We start from the raw sequence: 16,499 nt of genomic DNA, 5'->3' as shown, positions 1-16,499 counted from the left end.
GTCACCCGGCGGAGAACGGGCGTGCCATGACCTTGGGCGCAAATCCGTACCTGGGACCCGATCCCCTGCCGCCGGCCCCGGCACCGGCCAGCGGCATCCCGCCCAGCAGATTCCCGGAGCCCTCGACATCCGGGCTGATAGCGGAGACCGTGCTGACCGGAATCGGCGGGACCGCGCCCGCTGCCGGGCCGACCGCGGTCCAGCCGGCCGGCACCGACAGGCGTCCGGCCGCCGCGGCATTGCCCAGGGCGGCGGCCACCGGTGCGCCGCCACCGAGCGGGGCGGCCAAACCGGCGGCAGGCAGCGCCGCGGGCAACGCCCCCGCAGCAGCCTTGGCGCCGTCACCGGCAGCCTTCGCAGCAGCGGCAGCCGGCGCCAGGGCCTTGGACAACGAGACCCCGCTGTTGATCGCACCCGTGGAGAAGTGCGCTATCGCGATGCTGCTTTGCGCCGGGGCGACATAGGACGTCCACGGGGCGAGCAGGTTGGCTATCGGACTTTCGGGGGTGTACTTCAAGCCGACTATGGCGTAGAGATCGCCCAGCATGTCATCCAGCGGTGACGTCGATGCACCCGCTGCACCCGCCGCCGATGAGGCGGGTGAGGTCAAGTTCGCCAACGCCGACTGGACCGCGGAAACCAGTTGCGAGGAGGGTGAATTACCGGTGGTTGTCGGATCCGGCCCGCTGAACGGCGCCACCTGCGACGCCGACGCCGACTCACCGGCGTACTGGTACATGGCGGCGGCATCACGCGCCCACATCTGCCCGTAGTCGGCCTCGGTCACCGCGATCGCCGGAGTGTTCTGTCCCAGCACGTTTGTCGACAACAGTGACGACAGCTGGGTGCGGTTGGCGTCGACATCGGCGGGATGCACCGTGGCCGCCACGGCGGAGTCGTAGGCCGCGCCGGCCTGCCGCGCCCGCGTTGCGGCCTGCTCGGCCCGCGCCGCGGTGGCGGTCATCCACTCCAGGTAGGGCGCGACCGCCTGCGCCATCGAAGCCGCTGACGGCCCAAGCCAATCCTCGCCGGCCAGCCGCGTCACGATCGCCTCGTAGCCGGTGGTTGCCGAGGTCAGTTCGGCGGCCAGCCTGCTCCAGGCCGAAGCGGCAGCGATCAGTGGCGACGAACCTGCCCCGGAATAGATTCGCGCCGAGTTGACTTCCGGTGGCAATGCCCCGAAATCCATTGTCGCGAGCTAACTTGCCGCAGCGGCGTTGACCGCCTCGGTTGCCGCATACGACTCGGAGCTGAGCGCCAATGTCCGCACAAATGCCTCGTGAATGGCCGCCGCCTGAGCACTGACTTCTTGGTATGCCTGTGCGTGAGCGGAGAACAGCGCCGCGGTCAACGCCGATACCTCGTCGGCCGCCGCCGGCGGCAACACCGTGGTGGGACCGGCGGCTGCCATGTTCTGCGCCGCTACCACCGATCCGATGCCCCGCAGTTCACTGGCAGCGCTGGCCAATGCTTCCGGCTGGGTGTTGACGAACGACATCTGGCACCTCCTAATCATTGTCTGCGCCACGGCACTTCGCGAATGTTGTTGATCGTGAGATTAGGGGATTGTCGAACCTGCCGTTACCGGCGCTCGGTCACGCAACCACGGCACCTCGGCGTCATTCGCGCGCGCCCGGGGCTGCACTTCTCGCCCGCGGGTGTCACTCAAACGCCCCTGACCACCGCAAACGCCGTCCGAAGACCGAAACGCGCCGGCTGTTGACCACCCGCTCGGGTCGCGGTGCGAGGAAAAGAATCCCGCCGCGGCTAATGTTCCGCATCGACTGCCATCGGATGCAACTATGGCGCAACGGATATGGAATGTCGCCGCCCTCGGTGGCGACCGCCCGGTCAGCCGCCGGCTGGATGGCGCGTCAACACGCTGTATCGGAAGCCGTATCGGTTGACGTAGCCGTCGCTGCGGCGAGCCGCACTCCCGCTGCTGACCGGCATCCCCCGCAGTATCCCTCGAGGCTGGTTCCCGTCGGGTGGGACGGCGGCAGCGGGCGGCGGCAGGGCCTGCGGAGTCGTCTCGGCTACGGCGCCGGACCAACTCGGCGGCACCGACAACCTGCCGACGGTGCCTGCGCGTCCGACACCGGCTGCGGGCACTCCGCCCGCGCCGGCCGTCACCGACGGCATCGGCCCGCTGGGCACCGGCGGCACCGGGGTGGCGCTGGAAGCGGGCGGCAGGATCCCCTTCGCGATGTTCATGATGTTCGTCGGGGTCGAGGCCAGCCGCTGGACGATCTGCACGGTGCTGGTGGAGCTTTTCAGCAGCTGCGGCAGGTTGGCTTTGATGTCCTCCCATACCGCATACTGCGACGGCGATGCGGAAAGGTTCTGCAGCCCCTGCCGGATGGCCTCGACCAGATCAGTCGCGAGTTGTTGTTGCGCAGTTGATCCCACGGCTCGAGTCACCGTGTCCCGTTGGCGTTCCTCGCCGCCCGCGGCAGTGGTCTCCGGTGGAGTCTGGAATGGTGTCACCATCGCGGCGATCCGTGAGGCCGCCGCGTAGCCGTACATCGCCACGGCATCCTGTGCCCACATCTGGGCGTAGTGCGCTTCGGTGGCCGCGATCGCAGCGCTGTTCTGCCCCAGCAGATTCGTCGCCACGAGTAGGGCCAGCAGGCTGCGATTGGCGGCGACCTCGCTCGGCGGGACCGTTGCCGCGTAGGCGATCTCATACGCGCCGGCGGCGGCGCGGGCGTAGTCGGCGGCCTGCTCGGCTTCGGTGGCGGTCGCCGTCATCCACGACACGTAGGGGCCTACCGCCGTCAGCATCATCGTCGCGGACGGCCCCCACCACGAGACCTCGACGATCTGGGAGATCAGCGATTGGTAGAGTTCGGCCGCCGAATACAGTTCATTCCCAACAGCGCTCCACGCGGTCGCCGCTGCGAGCAGCGGTGCCGATCCGGCTCCGGAATACATTCGCGCGGAATTGATTTCCGGCGGCAACGCTCCGAAGTCCATCACCACAACCCCTCGCGCATATCGCCAGACCGATCCCCCGTCGGCGTTCACGGCAACGGAGCTCATCTTCGGGAGAACCCTGCGTCGCAGTCCACGGCCGTCGGTTTGAGGCGAGGTTAGTACGACTACCGCACCCATCCCGCCGGCCGGCGACGGCGTATGCCCGGCGTCACCCCGGCGGATACCCGGTCGCGACCTCGGTCTGCGTCGGCCACGCGGCGAGCCGGTGTTACGGCGTGCACCTGCGGCAATGCCCAGCTTTGACGGCAGCTCGCAGGCCAGGTTCGTCCACCGCGACATGCCGGCCCCGATCGTCTGGACGCAGATAGAATCTCGCAGCCGCTAAACCCGGGGTGACCGTGGAGACGCGCCGATCGATGCTGCGGCCTAACGCTCCGAACCGAGCCGCTCGGCCGCCGCGGCGATCCGCTCGTCGGGGGCGGTCAGCGCCACCCGGACGTGCTCGGCCCCGGCCGGCCCGTAGAACTCCCCGGGCGCCACCAGGATGCCGCGCTCGGCCAGCCACCCCAGCGTGCTGCGGCACGGCTCACCGCGGGTGGCCCACAGATACAGCCCGCCTTGCGACAGATCGACGGTGAAGCCGGCCGCGCGCAGCGCCGGCAGCAGTGTCTTACGCCGCCGCGCATACCGGTCGCGCTGTTCGTGTTCGTGTTCGTCGTCGTCGAGGGCGGCGACCATCGCCGCCTGCACCGGGGTCGGGACCATCATGCCGGCGTGTTTGCGCACCGCGAGCAGTTCGGCCACCACCGCGGCATCCCCGGCGACGAAGCCCGCCCGGTAGGCGGCCAGCGACGATGTTTTCGACAGCGAGTGCACCGCCAGCAGACCGGTGTGGTCGCCGTCGCACACCTGCGGGTGCAGCACCGACCGCGGTGCCGTGTCGTCCCACCCCAACCCCAGATAGCACTCGTCTGAGACCAGCAGCACCCCCTTCTCGCGGGCCCAGCCGACGACAGCGCGTAGCTCACCGGCGGTCAGGATGGCTCCGGTCGGGTTGCTGGGCGAGTTCAGATAGACCAGGGCCGGCGGCGCGTCGAGTCGCTCCGGTGCGTCACTGCGCAGCCATGACGCCCCGGCGAGCCGAGCTCCCACCTCGTAGGTCGGGTACGCCAATTCGGGCACCACCACCACGTCGCCGCCGCCGAGACCGAGCAGGGTCGGCAGCCAGGCGATGAGCTCCTTGGTGCCGATCACCGGCAGTACCGCCGACTCGGCGAGGCCGGTGATGCCATAGCGGCGGGCCAGCGCCGCGACCGCTGAGGCCCGCAGTGCCGGGGTACCGGCCGTGGTCGGATATCCCGGCGCCGACGAGGCCGCCGCCAATGCGTCGCGGATGACCGGGGCGACCGAGTCGACGGGGGTGCCGACCGACAAGTCGACGATGCCGTCGGGGTGGGCCTTGGCCAGCGCCGTCACGTCGGCCAGCGTGTCCCACGGGAAAGTCGGCAGGGCGGCCGATCGGCCGCCAAACACGGGACTCACGGGGCGGCGGCGGGGCGGAGACGGGGCGGCGGATTCATCGGTTTCTGATAGTAGCCGCGGGGGGACGGCGGGCCGCCGAGCGATATAACCCCGGCTATGCACGCAGTTGCACTGCAACTAGTTGCATAGCGGGCGGCCGGATGCCTATGCTCGCCGTCGTGGCCCTTCCCCACGCGATCCTGGTGTCGCTATCCGAGCAGGCCGGCTCCGGCTACGAGCTCGCCAACCGATTCGACCGTTCGATCGGGTACTTCTGGAGCGCCACCCACCAGCAGATCTACCGCACGCTGCGCAGCATGGAGGCCGACGGCTGGGTGGTCGCCACCGAGGTGGCCCAGCGGGGCCGCCCGGACAAGAAGGTCTACACCGTCGCCGAGGCGGGCCGTGACGAGCTGGCACGTTGGCTCGCCGCACCGCTCGCCGGTCGCGGAAACTCGCTCGTCGACAACCGGCTGCGGGAATTGGCGGTCAAGATCCGCGGCGCCGGCTACGGGGACGCCGCCGCGGTGCGCGAGCAGGCCGTCACGTTACGCGCCGAGCGTTCCGCGCGACTCGACGTCTACCGCGCCCTGGAGAAGAAGCAGTTCCCCGATCCCGGCTCGCTGCCCGGGGCCGCACTGCACCAGTACCTGGTGTTGCGCGGCGGCATCCGGGCCGAAGAAAGCGCGATCGACTGGCTCGACGAGGTCGAGGAGGCACTGAGGTGAAGGCGGCACCATGACGACGCGATCCACCAACCCCTTCCCGATGCTGTTGTCCCCGTTGGACCTGGGCTTCACCACGCTGGCCAACCGGGTGGTGATGGGTTCGATGCACACCGGCCTGGAGGATCGGGCCTCCGACATCGACAAGCTGGCCGAGTACTTCGCCGAACGCGCCCGCGGCGGCGTCGGGTTGATCATCACCGGCGGATACGCCCCGAACCGGACCGGCTGGCTGCTGCCATTCGCCTCGGCGATGACCAGCCCCGCCGACGCCCGCCGGCACCGCCGCGTCACCGACGCCGTCCACGACGCGGGCGGCAAGATCGCGCTCCAGGTGCTGCACGCGGGACGCTATGCCTACCACCCGTTTTCGGTCAGCGCCTCGGCGATCAAGGCACCGATCAACCCGTTCCGGCCGCGGGCGCTCTCCTCGCGCGGCGTCGACTCGACCATCGCCGACTTCGCCCGGGCGGCCGAACTGGCCCGGGAGGCCGGCTATGACGGTGTGGAGATCATGGGCAGCGAAGGGTATCTGCTGAACCAGTTCCTGGCGCCACGCACCAACAAACGCACCGACCGCTACGGCGGAACCCCGGCCAACCGGCGCCGCTTCCCGGTGGAGATCGTGGCGCGCACCCGCGCGGCGGTAGGTCCCGACTTCATCATCTGCTACCGGATGTCGCTGGCCGACTACGTCGAGGAAGGGCAGAGCTGGGACGAAGTCCTCGCGCTGGCAACCGAAGTCGAGGACGCCGGGGCCACCCTGATCAACTCCGGCTTCGGCTGGCACGAGGCCCGGGTACCGACCATCGTCACGTCGGTCCCCAACAGTGCGTTCGTCGACATCTCGCATGCCCTCGCCGATCACGTCACGATCCCGGTGGTGGCGTCCAACCGGATCAACATGCCGCAGGCCGGCGAACAGATCCTCGCCGAGACCTCGGTCCAACTGATCTCGATGGCCCGCCCGATGCTGGCCGACCCCGACTGGGTTCGCAAGGCCGCCGCCGGCCGGGCCGACCAGATCAACACCTGCATCGCCTGCAACCAGGCCTGCCTCGACCATGCCTTCGTGCACAAGAAGGTCTCGTGTCTGGTCAACCCCCGCGCCGGCCACGAGACGACGCTGGTCCTGCGCCCGACACGGCGCCGCCGGAGCATCGCGGTGGTCGGCGCCGGACCGGCCGGGCTGTCGGCGGCGGTGACGGCCGCCGAATGCGGCCACCAGGTGACGCTGTTCGAGGCCAACGAGTTCATCGGCGGTCAATTCGATCTGGCCAAGCGGATTCCCGGCAAAGAGGAGTTCGCCGGGACGATCCGCTACTACACCACGATGCTGGACAAGTACGCGGTGACCGTGCGACTGGGCCGTCGTGCCGGGGTCGAGGAATTGACCGCCTTCGACGAGGTGATCCTGGCCACCGGTGTGAAGCCGCGGATCCCGCAGATTCCCGGCATCGAGCATCCGATGGTGCTGTCGTATGCCGATGCGATCAACGGCCGCCCGGTGGGCGCCGCGGTGGCGGTGATCGGCGCCGGCGGCATCGGCTTCGACGTCAGCGAGTTCCTGGTCGTGGCGAACCCGGAGTCCTCGCCGACACTGAACCTCAAAGAGTGGCGGGCCGAATGGGGCGCCGCCGACCCCTGGGAGGCACGGGGTGCGCTGGCGCCGCCGGATCCCGCGCCGCCGGCCCGGCAGGTCTACCTGTTGGCACGGACCGAGGGCGCGCAGGGCCGCAAGCTCGGCAAGACCAGCGGTTGGGTGCACCGGGCGTCGTTGAAAGCCAAAGGCGTCCAACAACTCTCCGGGGTCAACTATGAGCGTATCGATGACGACGGGTTGCACATCAGTTACGGCCGGAAGAGGTCGCGCCCGCAGCTGCTGGCCGTGGACAACGTGGTGATCTGCGCCGGGCAGGAATCGGTGCGTGACCTCGTGGACGGCTTGCGGCCACGCGGGGTGCGTCCGCATGTCATCGGCGGGGCGGCGCTGGCGGCCGAACTGGATGCCAAGCGGGCCATCAAGCAGGGCACCGAGCTGGCCGCGCGCCTGTAGTCCACCCGCCGGTGAGCGTGCGCAAATCCGGTTGTCAGCCCGGCGTGTCGGCCGGGGACGCGCTCCCCCGCAAGCGGGTGGTGGCCCCAGCTCGCGGTAATTGGGGCGCGTAGTCGGTGGTGCGCTGGCGAGCGGGACGGCCGATGCCCTCGGCGATCCCCACCAATTCGGCGATGGTCTTGGCCGAGCCGTGCTCGGAGCCCGCCATCCGGGAGATGGTCTCCTCCATCAGGGTGCCGCCCAGATCGTTGGCGCCACCGTTGAGCATCACCTGGGTGCGGTGCACCCCGAGCTTGACCCAGCTGGTCTGGATGTTGGGGATCCGCCCGTGCAACATGATCCGGGCCACCGCGTGCACCGCACGGTTGTCGCGGTGGCTCGGGCCGGGCCGCGCGCCCCCGGCCAGGTACAGCGGCGAGCTCTGGTGCACGAACGGCAACGGCACGAACTCGGTGAACCCGCCGGTGCGGTCCTGGATGTCGCGCAGCACCTTAAAGTGCCCGATCCAATGGCGCGGCGAATCGATGTGGCCGTACATCATCGTCGAACTCGACCGCAGCCCGACCTCGTGCGCGGTGGTGATGACCTCGACCCACATCGAGGTCGGCAACTTGCCCTTGGTCAGCACCCAGCGAATCTCGTCGTCGAGGATCTCCGCGGCGGTGCCCGGGATGCTGCCCAGGCCGGCCTCGCGCAAGCTGATCAGCCACTCCCGAATACTCAAGCCGCTCTTGGACACCCCGTTGGTGATCTCCATCGGCGAGAAGGCGTGCACGTGCATCGACGGCACCCGGGCCTTGACCGCGCGCACCAGGTCGGCGTAACCGGTGACCGGCAATTCCGGGTCGATCCCGCCCTGCATGCAGACCTCGGTGGCGCCGGCCAGATGCGCCTCATAGGCGCGCTGGCCGACCTCGGCATTCGACAGCGAGAACGCGTCGGCATCCCCTTTGCGCTGGGCGAACGCGCAGAACCGGCAGCCCACGTAGCAGATGTTGGTGAAATTGATATTGCGGTTGACCACGTAGGTCACGTCGTCGCCGACGACATCGCGGCGCAATGAATCGGCCAGGGCGGCAACGGCGTCCAATGCCGGGCCGTCCGCGGTGGCCAGCGCCAGATACTCGGCGTCGGTGCAGCCGGCCGGGTCGCGTTCCGCAGAGCGCAACGCGGCCAGCACGTCGGTGTCGACGCGTTCGGGTGCGCGGGCGGCCAATTGGTGAATCTGTTCGCGGATCGACTCCCAGTCCCCGAAGGCGCTACCCAGGTCACTGCGGGTCTCGGTGGCCCGGCCGTCGACGTCGATGGCGGCGTGCAGATCCACCCGGCCGGCGGAGACCACCTCGTCGGGCTCCTGCCACGGCAACCCGACCGGGTTGACCTCGCGCGCCCAGCCGGTGTCCGGGTCGGCCAGCGCCGCGACGTGCGGGCGTACCCGCGGGTCGATCCACGCCGCGCCGGCCTGCACGTAGTCGGGCTGTGCGGTGAGCCGCTGCACCAGGTCGTAGCCGGCCTGCTCGGTGACCGCGGCCAGATCGTCCAGCGCGGGCCAGGGCCGCTCCGGATTGACATGATCGGGCGTCAGCGGCGACACCCCGCCCCAGTCGTCGACCCCGGCGCCGATCAGCGCCAGACACTCCTCGGGCGAGACCAGGTTGGGCGGTGCCTGCACCCGCATCTTGGGGCCCAGCACCAGTCTGGTCGCCGCCACGGCGGCCAGGAACTCCTCGACGCCCGCGTCCGGCGTCGACGCCATCGCGGTGTGTTCTTTGGCCCGGAAGTTCTGCACGATCACTTCCTGGATGTGCCCGAATTCCTTGTGCACCTTGCGGATCGCGTGCACGGTGTCGGCACGCTCGGCCAGCGTCTCGCCGATGCCGACCAGCAGGCCGGTGGTGAACGGGATCGAGAGTCGGCCCGCATCGGCCAGCGTGCGCAGCCGTACCGCCGGATCCTTGTCAGGGCTGCCGTAGTGCGCCAGCCCCTTGGTCTCGAACAGCCGCCGCGAGGTGGACTCCAGCATCATGCCCATCGACGGCGCCACCGGCTTGAGCCGCGACATCTCCGACCAGCTCATCACCCCGGGGTTCAGGTGCGGCAGCAGGCCGGTCTCCTCCAGCACCCGGATGGCCATCGCTCGCACATAGGCCAGCGTGCTGTCATAGCCGCGCTCGTCGAGCCATTGCCGCGCTTCGGGCCAGCGCTCCTCGGGCCGGTCCCCGAGGGTGAACAGTGCCTCTTTGCAACCCAACTCGGCACCGCGACGGGCGATCTCGAGGATCTCGTCGGGCCCCAGGTACATCTGCTTGCCCCGGGCTCGCAGCACGCCGGGCACGGTGACGAAGGTGCAGTAGTGGCAGGTGTCACGGCACAGGTGGGTGACCGGGATGAACACCTTGCGCGAGTAGCTGACCGGCAGCCTGCCGCCCGGCCCGCGCCGGCCACCGGATGCCAGGCCGGCGTCTCGGACCCGGGCCGCGCTGGCGCACAGGTCGGCCAGGTCGGGACCGCGAGCACTCATCGCGATGGCAGTTTCCTCGCTGTTGAGGAGCACGCCGTCGCGGGCCCGCCGCAGGACTCGCCGCAGCGCCGACGGGTTCGTCATCCGCGCGTCACCCGCACCCGGAATCTCGCGCATGCCATATGCGCCACAGTAGTCGCCGCCCCGAACTGCCCTTCGAGGTAGCCCGGAGCGCAGGGCGCGCCCGCCCGGTCCTCAGGGCTCGCCGGCCGGCCGGCCGGCCGACAGCGCCAGGCGGCGCCGCCACAACAGCCACCCCGGCGGGGCGCTGCCCAGCACGATCATCAACAGCACGCCGTAGGCCATCACGCCGCGGTCGGCGAAGATCAGGTCATCGCCCGGCCCGCCGAGGGTCATCAGCGCGATCGTCAGCAACCAGGTCCACAGCGGCAGGGCGGCCAGCCGCAATGACGCCGTGCAACGCAGGGCGACCCACAGCAGACCCGCATTGACGAAACCGCCCACCAGAGCGCTGAGCGGAAACGGGACCGCGCCGAGGTGCGCGGGCAGCAGCAGGGCGGTGGAAACGGCGCAGAGCACGCCGTCGACGGCCAGCAGGGCCAGTACCGGGTAGTTCACGGCCCGGCCCGGCGGATCGGTGGTCATCGCGGGCTCGGTGAGCGGCGCGACCGAGCTCAAGTCGGGATGCTGTCCAGCTGGCTGACCATCGAACCGACCATCCACTGGTAGCTGTCCAGCCACCACTGCCAGTGCTCCAAGTTCGGGTCCAGATCGGGATCCATGCCTAAACCACCTAGCCCTAACGTGTCGGGTACTTGCTCAGCAGGAGCTTACCGCGTCCCCGGCCGCACCGAGCCCAAGTCCGGCCAGCAGATCAGTCTCCCAGCCGCGGTCGTCGCGCGGGCCGGCGCTGCCGACGGCCAGCACGTAGTGCTCACTGTCCACGATGGGCTGAGCCACGTTGTTGGACAACGCGAACGCCCGGCCGGTGGGGCCGACGGTCACCTGGGTGGCGTGTGCGGCCATGGCCGCCACCTTGGCCGCGCGCGATCCGGGGGCCTCGATGACCGCATCGATGCGGTCGTCGGAGAACCCTCCGACCGTGTTTTGCCGGTCGCCGTCGCCCGGCAGCGACCAGTGCGGCAGCCGGTCGGGGTCCCGCAGTGCCTCCCGGGCGTCGCTCCAGACGCTGGCGGCGGTCACCGTCCAGTAGAACTTCGGCGTGGACCAGGCCTGGTCCGGGCCGGCGTCGTCGGCCGCCGCGGCGGCCACCGCCGCGGTGGTGACATGGTGGACGTGCACATGGTCGGGATGGCCGTAGCCACCGGTCGGGTCGTAGCCCACCACGACGTGTGGTCGCACCCGCCGGATGACGGCCACCAGTGCTGCCACGGTCTCGGTGTCATCGGCGTCGATGAATCGCTGCTGTCGCCGGGGCGGGGTGCCGGCCATCCCCGAGTCCCGCCAGCGCCCGGCGCCGCCGAGAAACTGCGGTTCGCCGATGCCCAGTTCCCGCAGCGCGGCGGCCAGCTCGGCGATCCGGTAGCCGCCCAGCTGGTCGGCCTGATCTACCGCCAGGTGGGCCCAGCGGTCGCCGATGACCTCGCCTTCTTCACCGAGCGTGCAGGTCACAACATGCACGTCGGCGCCGAGCGCGGCGTAGTGCGCGATGGTCGCGCCGGTCGTGAGCGTCTCGTCGTCGGGGTGGGCATGCACGAACAACAACCGCGGGGTCTGATCCGACACGGCCGGAACTCTACCGATGGTCCGGAGAACGCCTGGTTATCAGAAGAGGCTGAGGAGGAAGCTCGCCAGGTAACTGGGAATGTCGAGGTCGGCCAGCAGCAACGCGAGGTTGTCGTGCAGCACCGCCGACACCACTTCCGGGGTGAAGGAGGCCAGCAGGGCATCCCAGTCGGCTCCGAACGCGGCACTGCTCGCGTCGAAATCACCGAACAGGCTGTCGTGCAGGGCGGCTCCGCTCAGATCGATGCCGAGCATACTGTTCAGCGCGTACTGGCTCTGGGCCACGATCGAGTTGTTGGCCAGGAAGATGAAGTGGGCGATCTCGCTGGCCGCGTCGCCGTCGTCCAACTGCCCGAGGACACCCAGCTGTGCCTCCACCAGGGCGCTGTTGAACGCCAATTCGGCGCTCGCAATGCCGCTGAGCAGCGACTGGTAGGCGGCCGGAAGGCCGTTCAGGGCCAGGGCGATGCCGGCGAAAGCGCCGGCAGCCGCGCTGCCGGCGGCCGACTCGGTTCCGGCGAACGCGCCGGCCGAGGGGACTCCGAGAACACCGAGATCGGGAGCGAACGCCACGGTGCCCAGCACGCTCTGCGCGTCGAATCCCCCGCCTTCGCTGAGCAAGGCGTCCAGGGCGCTTTGGTCCAGGTCGCCGGCGTTGAACGTCGCGCCGTCCCCGAGGTCGCCATCGCCATTGCCGGTGAGCAGATCTCCGAGGTCGATCTGCTGTATCTGGTCGGTGCCGCCACTGCCGACCATGTCCGGGCGGACGTGGTTCTCGATGGTTTCGATGATCGCGTTCGTGTCGACGTTCGCCGCGGCCATGTCGATGTCATGGACTTGCACGTCGGGAAGAGACGGTGTCGTCGACGTCAGTGCCGCGACGAGTCCGCCTACAGTGAGGGCTGCAGCCGCTACGGTGGCGCACCGGTGTGCGAGGTGTTCCATTGACCATCCCCTCCACGTGTCGGCAAGCAAGCTGCTTAATAATAACCAAGGATTGTCTGTGCGCAAGCCCTCAGTTCGTCCGACTTCGGCGGCCGGCGCGGCCCCTTCCCATCCCGCTGACCGACTTCCCGTGCAGAGACCCTAACTCCGGAACGCCGGTTCGCACCCCCCGCGGACCTCACTCTCAGCGAATCAGAAGTATTTGCTTCGACTAATTCCGGCTCCGAACCGCCGGACCCGCTGCCGCCGACGCGTCAGGGCCGCTTCACCCAGATTCCGGCGTCACCGACGATCCCGACCGGCACCGCTCCCGACAGGCTGACGTTCGCCACGCTCGGGCCCACGGCCACGATCGTGGTGTCCTGCAAGATCGGCAGCACCGTCGCCATGCTCCACAGTCGGGGCTCGACGGCCGAGATCACCTCACTGATGGTCTTGCTGCCGTCGAGCGCCGCGTCGATCTCGGTCTGGATGCCGTGGTCGCAGACACCGGTGATGTTCGACGGCGCCTGCACCAACGCCCCGGCGCCGGCCGGGCGCGGCGGCGCCTTCGACGTCGGCGTCGGCGATCCTGCGACCGGCGGTGACGATGGCGCCGGAACCGGGGCGGGCGCCGCGCCGGTGGACGTCGGCACGGTGGTGGACTCCAGCGCGATGCAGCCGTATCGCGACGCCAGCAGCGTCGCCAGATCGCCGCCGGCCTGCTGCCAGCCGACGATGGCATCGACCTGATGGGTCACCAGCGCCTCCCGGTAGAGCTTCACCGGGTCCAGCGGCAACACGGTCGCGGCGATGCCGACGTTGCGCAGTTGGTCAGCGGCGGTGTTGGCGACCGCCACCGAAGTCGGATCGTTGGCCGCCACCCCGATGACCAGCGACAGTTGTTCGCCGCCCTTGCTGATCCGCCCGCGGGTGATCTCGGGCGGATGCGGCGGGGCGGGGTCGGTGCCCGCCGGGGGCACCAGCGCGGACGGTGGCGCATCCTTCTCGACGCGGTAGCCGGCCGCCTGCAGCAGCGCGAGCGCCGCTGAATCGGACATGGCCGGCGGGGCGGTCGGCACGTAGCCGGGGTCGCTGGGAGCACGGACCTGGGCCTGGGCCAGGGTGACGGTGTTGTCGCTGCCGGCGCCCACCGTGGCCAGCAGCCCGACGTCGAGCAATCCCAGGATCGCCCGGCGGACCCGCACGTCGGACAGCTTGGGCTCAGCGGCCCGCAACGCCAGCTGCATCACCCGCGGCGTGACCACCCGGGAGGTCTGCACGCCCGGGATCACCGACAGTTGGGCGAAGGCCGCCGAGCCGCCGTGCACCTGGGCCACCTGGGTGTCGCCGTTCCGGATGGAGTCGGCCAGCGCGGCCGGCGACCCGGCCCGGCGGAACAGCACCAGGTCCGGCTTGGCCGGCGGGCCCCAGTAGCGGTCGTTTCGGGCGAGCAGGATCGCGTCGCGCTGCGGATCGATGTTCTCCACCCGGAACTGGCCGCCGGTGACCGGCAGCGCCCGGGCCAGCCCGGCCGGGAAGCCGCCGGGCACGTCCTTGACGATGTGCGCGGGCAGGATGTTGCTGAACAGCTCCCGCCAGGCCGGGTACGGCTTGGCGAAGGTGACCACCACCTGCTTGCCGCCCTCGACGGAGTGCACCCCGGTGATCAGGTCATAACCGGCCGGGTCGACGACGCCCGGCTGGCTGACCATCTGCTGCCACAGGTACCAGAAGTCGTCGGCGGCGATCGGTGCGTTGTCGGTCCAGGACGCCTCGGGCCGGATCCGGTAGGTCACCGTGAACGGCGCCTCGGCGGTCACCGCGGCCGACACCAGCAGCGTCGGGTCCATCTCCCAGCGTGAACCGGTCGGCGTGCCGGCATCCGGGATCGGCCGGAAGGCGCTGGGCAACACCAGTGCGCTGATGGCCGCGGTGACCGCTGACAGGTCGGAGCGCAGATGCGGGTTGAAGCCGGCGCCGATGGAGTCGATGCCCATGATGATCTGGCTGACCCGTTTCGGCGGCGGCGCGGTGCTTTTCGGCGTCTCGGTGCTCTGCGGCGCCGGCGGCGGGTTGACGGTGCACGCCGCCGTGATCTGCGTCAACACCAGCAACATCGCCGAAGCCAGTGCTCCCGCCATCACACGGGGACGACGGAGGGGCTTCGGCACGGCCACCAGGGTATCCGGGCGGCCCAAATCTATAGGTTCTTGGCCCGGGCGCGGCTGCGCGCCCGCAACGTCGAATCCAGCTCGACCTTGCGCACCCGCACCACCTCGGGGGTGACCTCGACGCACTCGTCGACGGCGCAGAACTCCATCGCCTGCTCCAGATCCAGCTCGATCGGGCGGGCCAGCGTCTCCATCACATCGGCCGTCGAGGACCGCATGTTGGTCAGCTTCTTCTCTTTGGTGACGTTGATGTCCAGGTCCTCGGCGCGGGGATTGATGCCCACCACCATGCCCTGATAGGTGTCCTGGCCCGGCTCGACGAAGAACTGGCCGCGGTCGGACAACTGGATCAGCGCGAACGGCGTGATGGACCCGGGACGGTCGGAGACCAGCGAGCCGGTGTGCCGGGCGCGGATCTCGCCGGCCCACGGCTGGTAGCCGTCGAAGACCGCGTTGGCGATCCCGGTGCCGCGGGTCTCGGTCAGGAAGTCCGTGCGCCAGCCGATCAGGCCGCGGCTGGGGATGATGAACTCCATCCGCACCCAACCGGTGGTGTGGTTGGCCATCTCGGTCATCCGGCCCTTGCGCGCCGCCGCCAGCTGGGTGATGGCACCCACATATTCCTCGGGGCAGTCGACGGTCAGGTGCTCGAACGGTTCGTGCACCTTGCCGTCGATCTTCTTGGTCACCACCTGCGGCTTGCCGACGGTCAGCTCAAAGCCCTCCCGACGCATCTGCTCGACCAGGATCGCCAACGCCAGCTCGCCGCGGCCCTGCACCTCCCAGGCGTCGGGGCGTCCGATGTCGACCACCCGCACCGAGACGTTGCCGATCAGCTCGGTGTCCAGCCGGGTCTTGACCATGCGCGCGGTCAGCTTGTGCCCGGAAACCTTGCCCGCCAGCGGTGAGCTGTTGGTGCCGATCGTCACCGAGATCGCCGGCTCGTCGACGGTGATGCGCGGCAGCGGGGCCGGATCGGCCGGGTCCGCCAGGGTGTCGCCGATCATGATCTCGCCGATCCCGGCGACGGCGACGATGTCACCGGCGCAGGCCTCCTCGGTCGGGGTGCGCTCCACCCCCTCGGTGACCAGCAGCTCGGTGATCTTGGCCGTGGTGGTCACCGGCTCGCCGTTGACCTCACGCATCCAGGCGACCTGCTGGCCCTTGCGGATGCGGCCGTTGGCGACGCGGATCAGCGCGAGCCGGCCCAGGAAGGCCGAGGCGTCGAGGTTGGTGACCAGTGCCTGCAACGGTGCGTCGGGGTTCCCCGACGGCGGCGGCACGTGCTCGAACAGCACGTCGAACAGCGGGTCGAGGTTATCGCCGTCCGGCACCGAGCCGTCGGCCGGCGCGGTGGTGCTCGCCACCCCGGCACGCCCCGAGGCGTACAGCGTCGGCAATCCCAGCGCGTGCTCGGCGGCGGCCTGCGCCTCGTCGTCGAGGTCACTGGCCACATCGAGCAACAGGTCGTGGCTGGCTTCGACCACCTCGGCGATTCGGGCGTCGGGACGGTCGGTCTTGTTGACCACCAGGATCACCGGCAGGTGAGCGGCCAGCGCCTTGCGCAGCACGAACCTGGTCTGGGGCAGCGGACCCTCGGAGGCGTCGACCAGCAGGACCACCCCGTCGACCATGGACAGCCCGCGCTCCACCTCGCCACCGAAGTCGGCGTGGCCCGGGGTGTCGATCACGTTGATGACGGTGACGGTCCCGTCGGGGTGGTGACGGTGCACGGCGGTGTTCTTGGCCAGGATCGTGATGCCCTTTTCGCGCTCCAGGTCTCCGGAGTCCATCACCCGCTCTTGGGCCTCGCCACGTTCGGCCAGGGCGCCGGACTGGCGCAGCATGGCGTCGACCAGAGTGGTCTTGCCGTGGTCTACGTGCGCGACGATGGCGACGTTACGAAAGTTCACCGGGCGATTCTGCCAGCGCAA

At 69.7% G+C, this 16,499-nt stretch carries 12 protein-coding genes; 2 read left to right on the top strand and 10 right to left on the bottom strand.

The genetic code is table 11. From position 1 onward, the window contains the following. Position 1 precedes the first annotated feature (1 nt). The 4 genes from AWC24_RS20685 to dapC form a co-directional block, all read right to left on the bottom strand. Complete coding sequence (locus tag AWC24_RS20685) at positions 2–1,189, bottom strand: PPE family protein (RefSeq protein ID WP_085088860.1); 1,188 nt, start codon at positions 1,187–1,189, stop codon at positions 2–4. A gap of 9 nt (positions 1,190–1,198) precedes the next feature. Then, positions 1,199–1,498 (bottom strand): PE family protein, encoded by a 300-nt coding sequence (locus AWC24_RS20680; RefSeq protein ID WP_013828108.1) that lies wholly within the window; start codon positions 1,496–1,498, stop codon positions 1,199–1,201. 353 nt (positions 1,499–1,851) lie between these two features. Next, positions 1,852–2,934 (bottom strand): PPE family protein, encoded by a 1,083-nt coding sequence (locus AWC24_RS20675; protein WP_234807453.1) that lies wholly within the window; start codon positions 2,932–2,934, stop codon positions 1,852–1,854. A gap of 429 nt (positions 2,935–3,363) precedes the next feature. Then, positions 3,364–4,470 carry a succinyldiaminopimelate transaminase gene (gene dapC, locus AWC24_RS20670; protein ID WP_085088856.1) on the bottom strand — a complete coding sequence of 369 codons (1,107 nt, stop codon included), beginning with the start codon at positions 4,468–4,470 and terminating at the stop codon, positions 3,364–3,366. 167 nt (positions 4,471–4,637) lie between these two features. Here dapC and AWC24_RS20665 point away from each other — a divergent pair, with 167 nt between their 5' ends. Together AWC24_RS20665 and AWC24_RS20660 are read left to right on the top strand one after the other, a co-directional pair. Continuing rightward, on the top strand, positions 4,638–5,186 hold the full coding sequence (locus tag AWC24_RS20665) for a PadR family transcriptional regulator (RefSeq protein ID WP_085089141.1): 549 nt from the start codon (positions 4,638–4,640) through the stop codon (positions 5,184–5,186). Positions 5,187–5,196: 10 nt separating this feature from the next. Beyond that, positions 5,197–7,239: an NADPH-dependent 2,4-dienoyl-CoA reductase gene (locus tag AWC24_RS20660; RefSeq protein ID WP_085088854.1), complete on the top strand. Its 2,043-nt coding sequence runs from the start codon at positions 5,197–5,199 to the stop codon at positions 7,237–7,239. Between the two features lie 34 nt (positions 7,240–7,273). On the opposite strand, the gene AWC24_RS20655 is transcribed toward AWC24_RS20660, so the two are convergent. From AWC24_RS20655 to typA, 6 genes are all read right to left on the bottom strand, one after another. Further along, on the bottom strand, positions 7,274–9,877 hold the full coding sequence (locus AWC24_RS20655; protein ID WP_085088852.1) for a bifunctional FO biosynthesis protein CofGH: 2,604 nt from the start codon (positions 9,875–9,877) through the stop codon (positions 7,274–7,276). Between the two features lie 78 nt (positions 9,878–9,955). Further along, positions 9,956–10,366: a hypothetical protein gene (locus tag AWC24_RS20650; protein WP_085089139.1), complete on the bottom strand. Its 411-nt coding sequence runs from the start codon at positions 10,364–10,366 to the stop codon at positions 9,956–9,958. Positions 10,367–10,540: 174 nt separating this feature from the next. Continuing rightward, on the bottom strand, positions 10,541–11,467 hold the full coding sequence (mshB, locus tag AWC24_RS20645) for an N-acetyl-1-D-myo-inositol-2-amino-2-deoxy-alpha-D-glucopyranoside deacetylase (protein ID WP_085088850.1): 927 nt from the start codon (positions 11,465–11,467) through the stop codon (positions 10,541–10,543). A gap of 39 nt (positions 11,468–11,506) precedes the next feature. Next, positions 11,507–12,310, bottom strand: coding sequence for a hypothetical protein (locus AWC24_RS20640; RefSeq protein WP_085088848.1), 804 nt, complete (start codon positions 12,308–12,310; stop codon positions 11,507–11,509). A gap of 356 nt (positions 12,311–12,666) precedes the next feature. Beyond that, positions 12,667–14,571 (bottom strand): ABC transporter family substrate-binding protein, encoded by a 1,905-nt coding sequence (locus AWC24_RS20635; RefSeq protein WP_165757773.1) that lies wholly within the window; start codon positions 14,569–14,571, stop codon positions 12,667–12,669. A 23-nt stretch (positions 14,572–14,594) separates the two neighbouring features. Next, positions 14,595–16,478 (bottom strand): translational GTPase TypA, encoded by a 1,884-nt coding sequence (gene typA / locus AWC24_RS20630; protein ID WP_085088846.1) that lies wholly within the window; start codon positions 16,476–16,478, stop codon positions 14,595–14,597. Positions 16,479–16,499 lie beyond the last annotated feature (21 nt).

This window comes from Mycolicibacter senuensis (assembly GCF_002101885.1).
Classification (GTDB): Bacteria; Actinomycetota; Actinomycetes; order Mycobacteriales; family Mycobacteriaceae; genus Mycobacterium; species Mycobacterium senuense.
This window is presented reverse-complemented; position numbering and strand designations above follow the sequence as displayed.

Excerpts from the sequence above, each read along its gene's own strand:
- AWC24_RS20675 (WP_234807453.1), bottom strand. The coding sequence starts at position 2,934 with ATGTATTCCGGAGCCGGATCGGCACCGCTGCTCGCAGCGGCGACCGCG.
- AWC24_RS20685 (WP_085088860.1), bottom strand. The coding sequence starts at position 1,189 with ATGGATTTCGGGGCATTGCCACCGGAAGTCAACTCGGCGCGAATCTAT.
- AWC24_RS20655 (WP_085088852.1), bottom strand. The coding sequence starts at position 9,877 with ATGCGCGAGATTCCGGGTGCGGGTGACGCGCGGATGACGAACCCGTCG.
- AWC24_RS20660 (WP_085088854.1), top strand. The coding sequence starts at position 5,197 with ATGACGACGCGATCCACCAACCCCTTCCCGATGCTGTTGTCCCCGTTG.
- AWC24_RS20680 (WP_013828108.1), bottom strand. The coding sequence starts at position 1,498 with ATGTCGTTCGTCAACACCCAGCCGGAAGCATTGGCCAGCGCTGCCAGT.
- AWC24_RS20650 (WP_085089139.1), bottom strand. The coding sequence starts at position 10,366 with ATGACCACCGATCCGCCGGGCCGGGCCGTGAACTACCCGGTACTGGCC.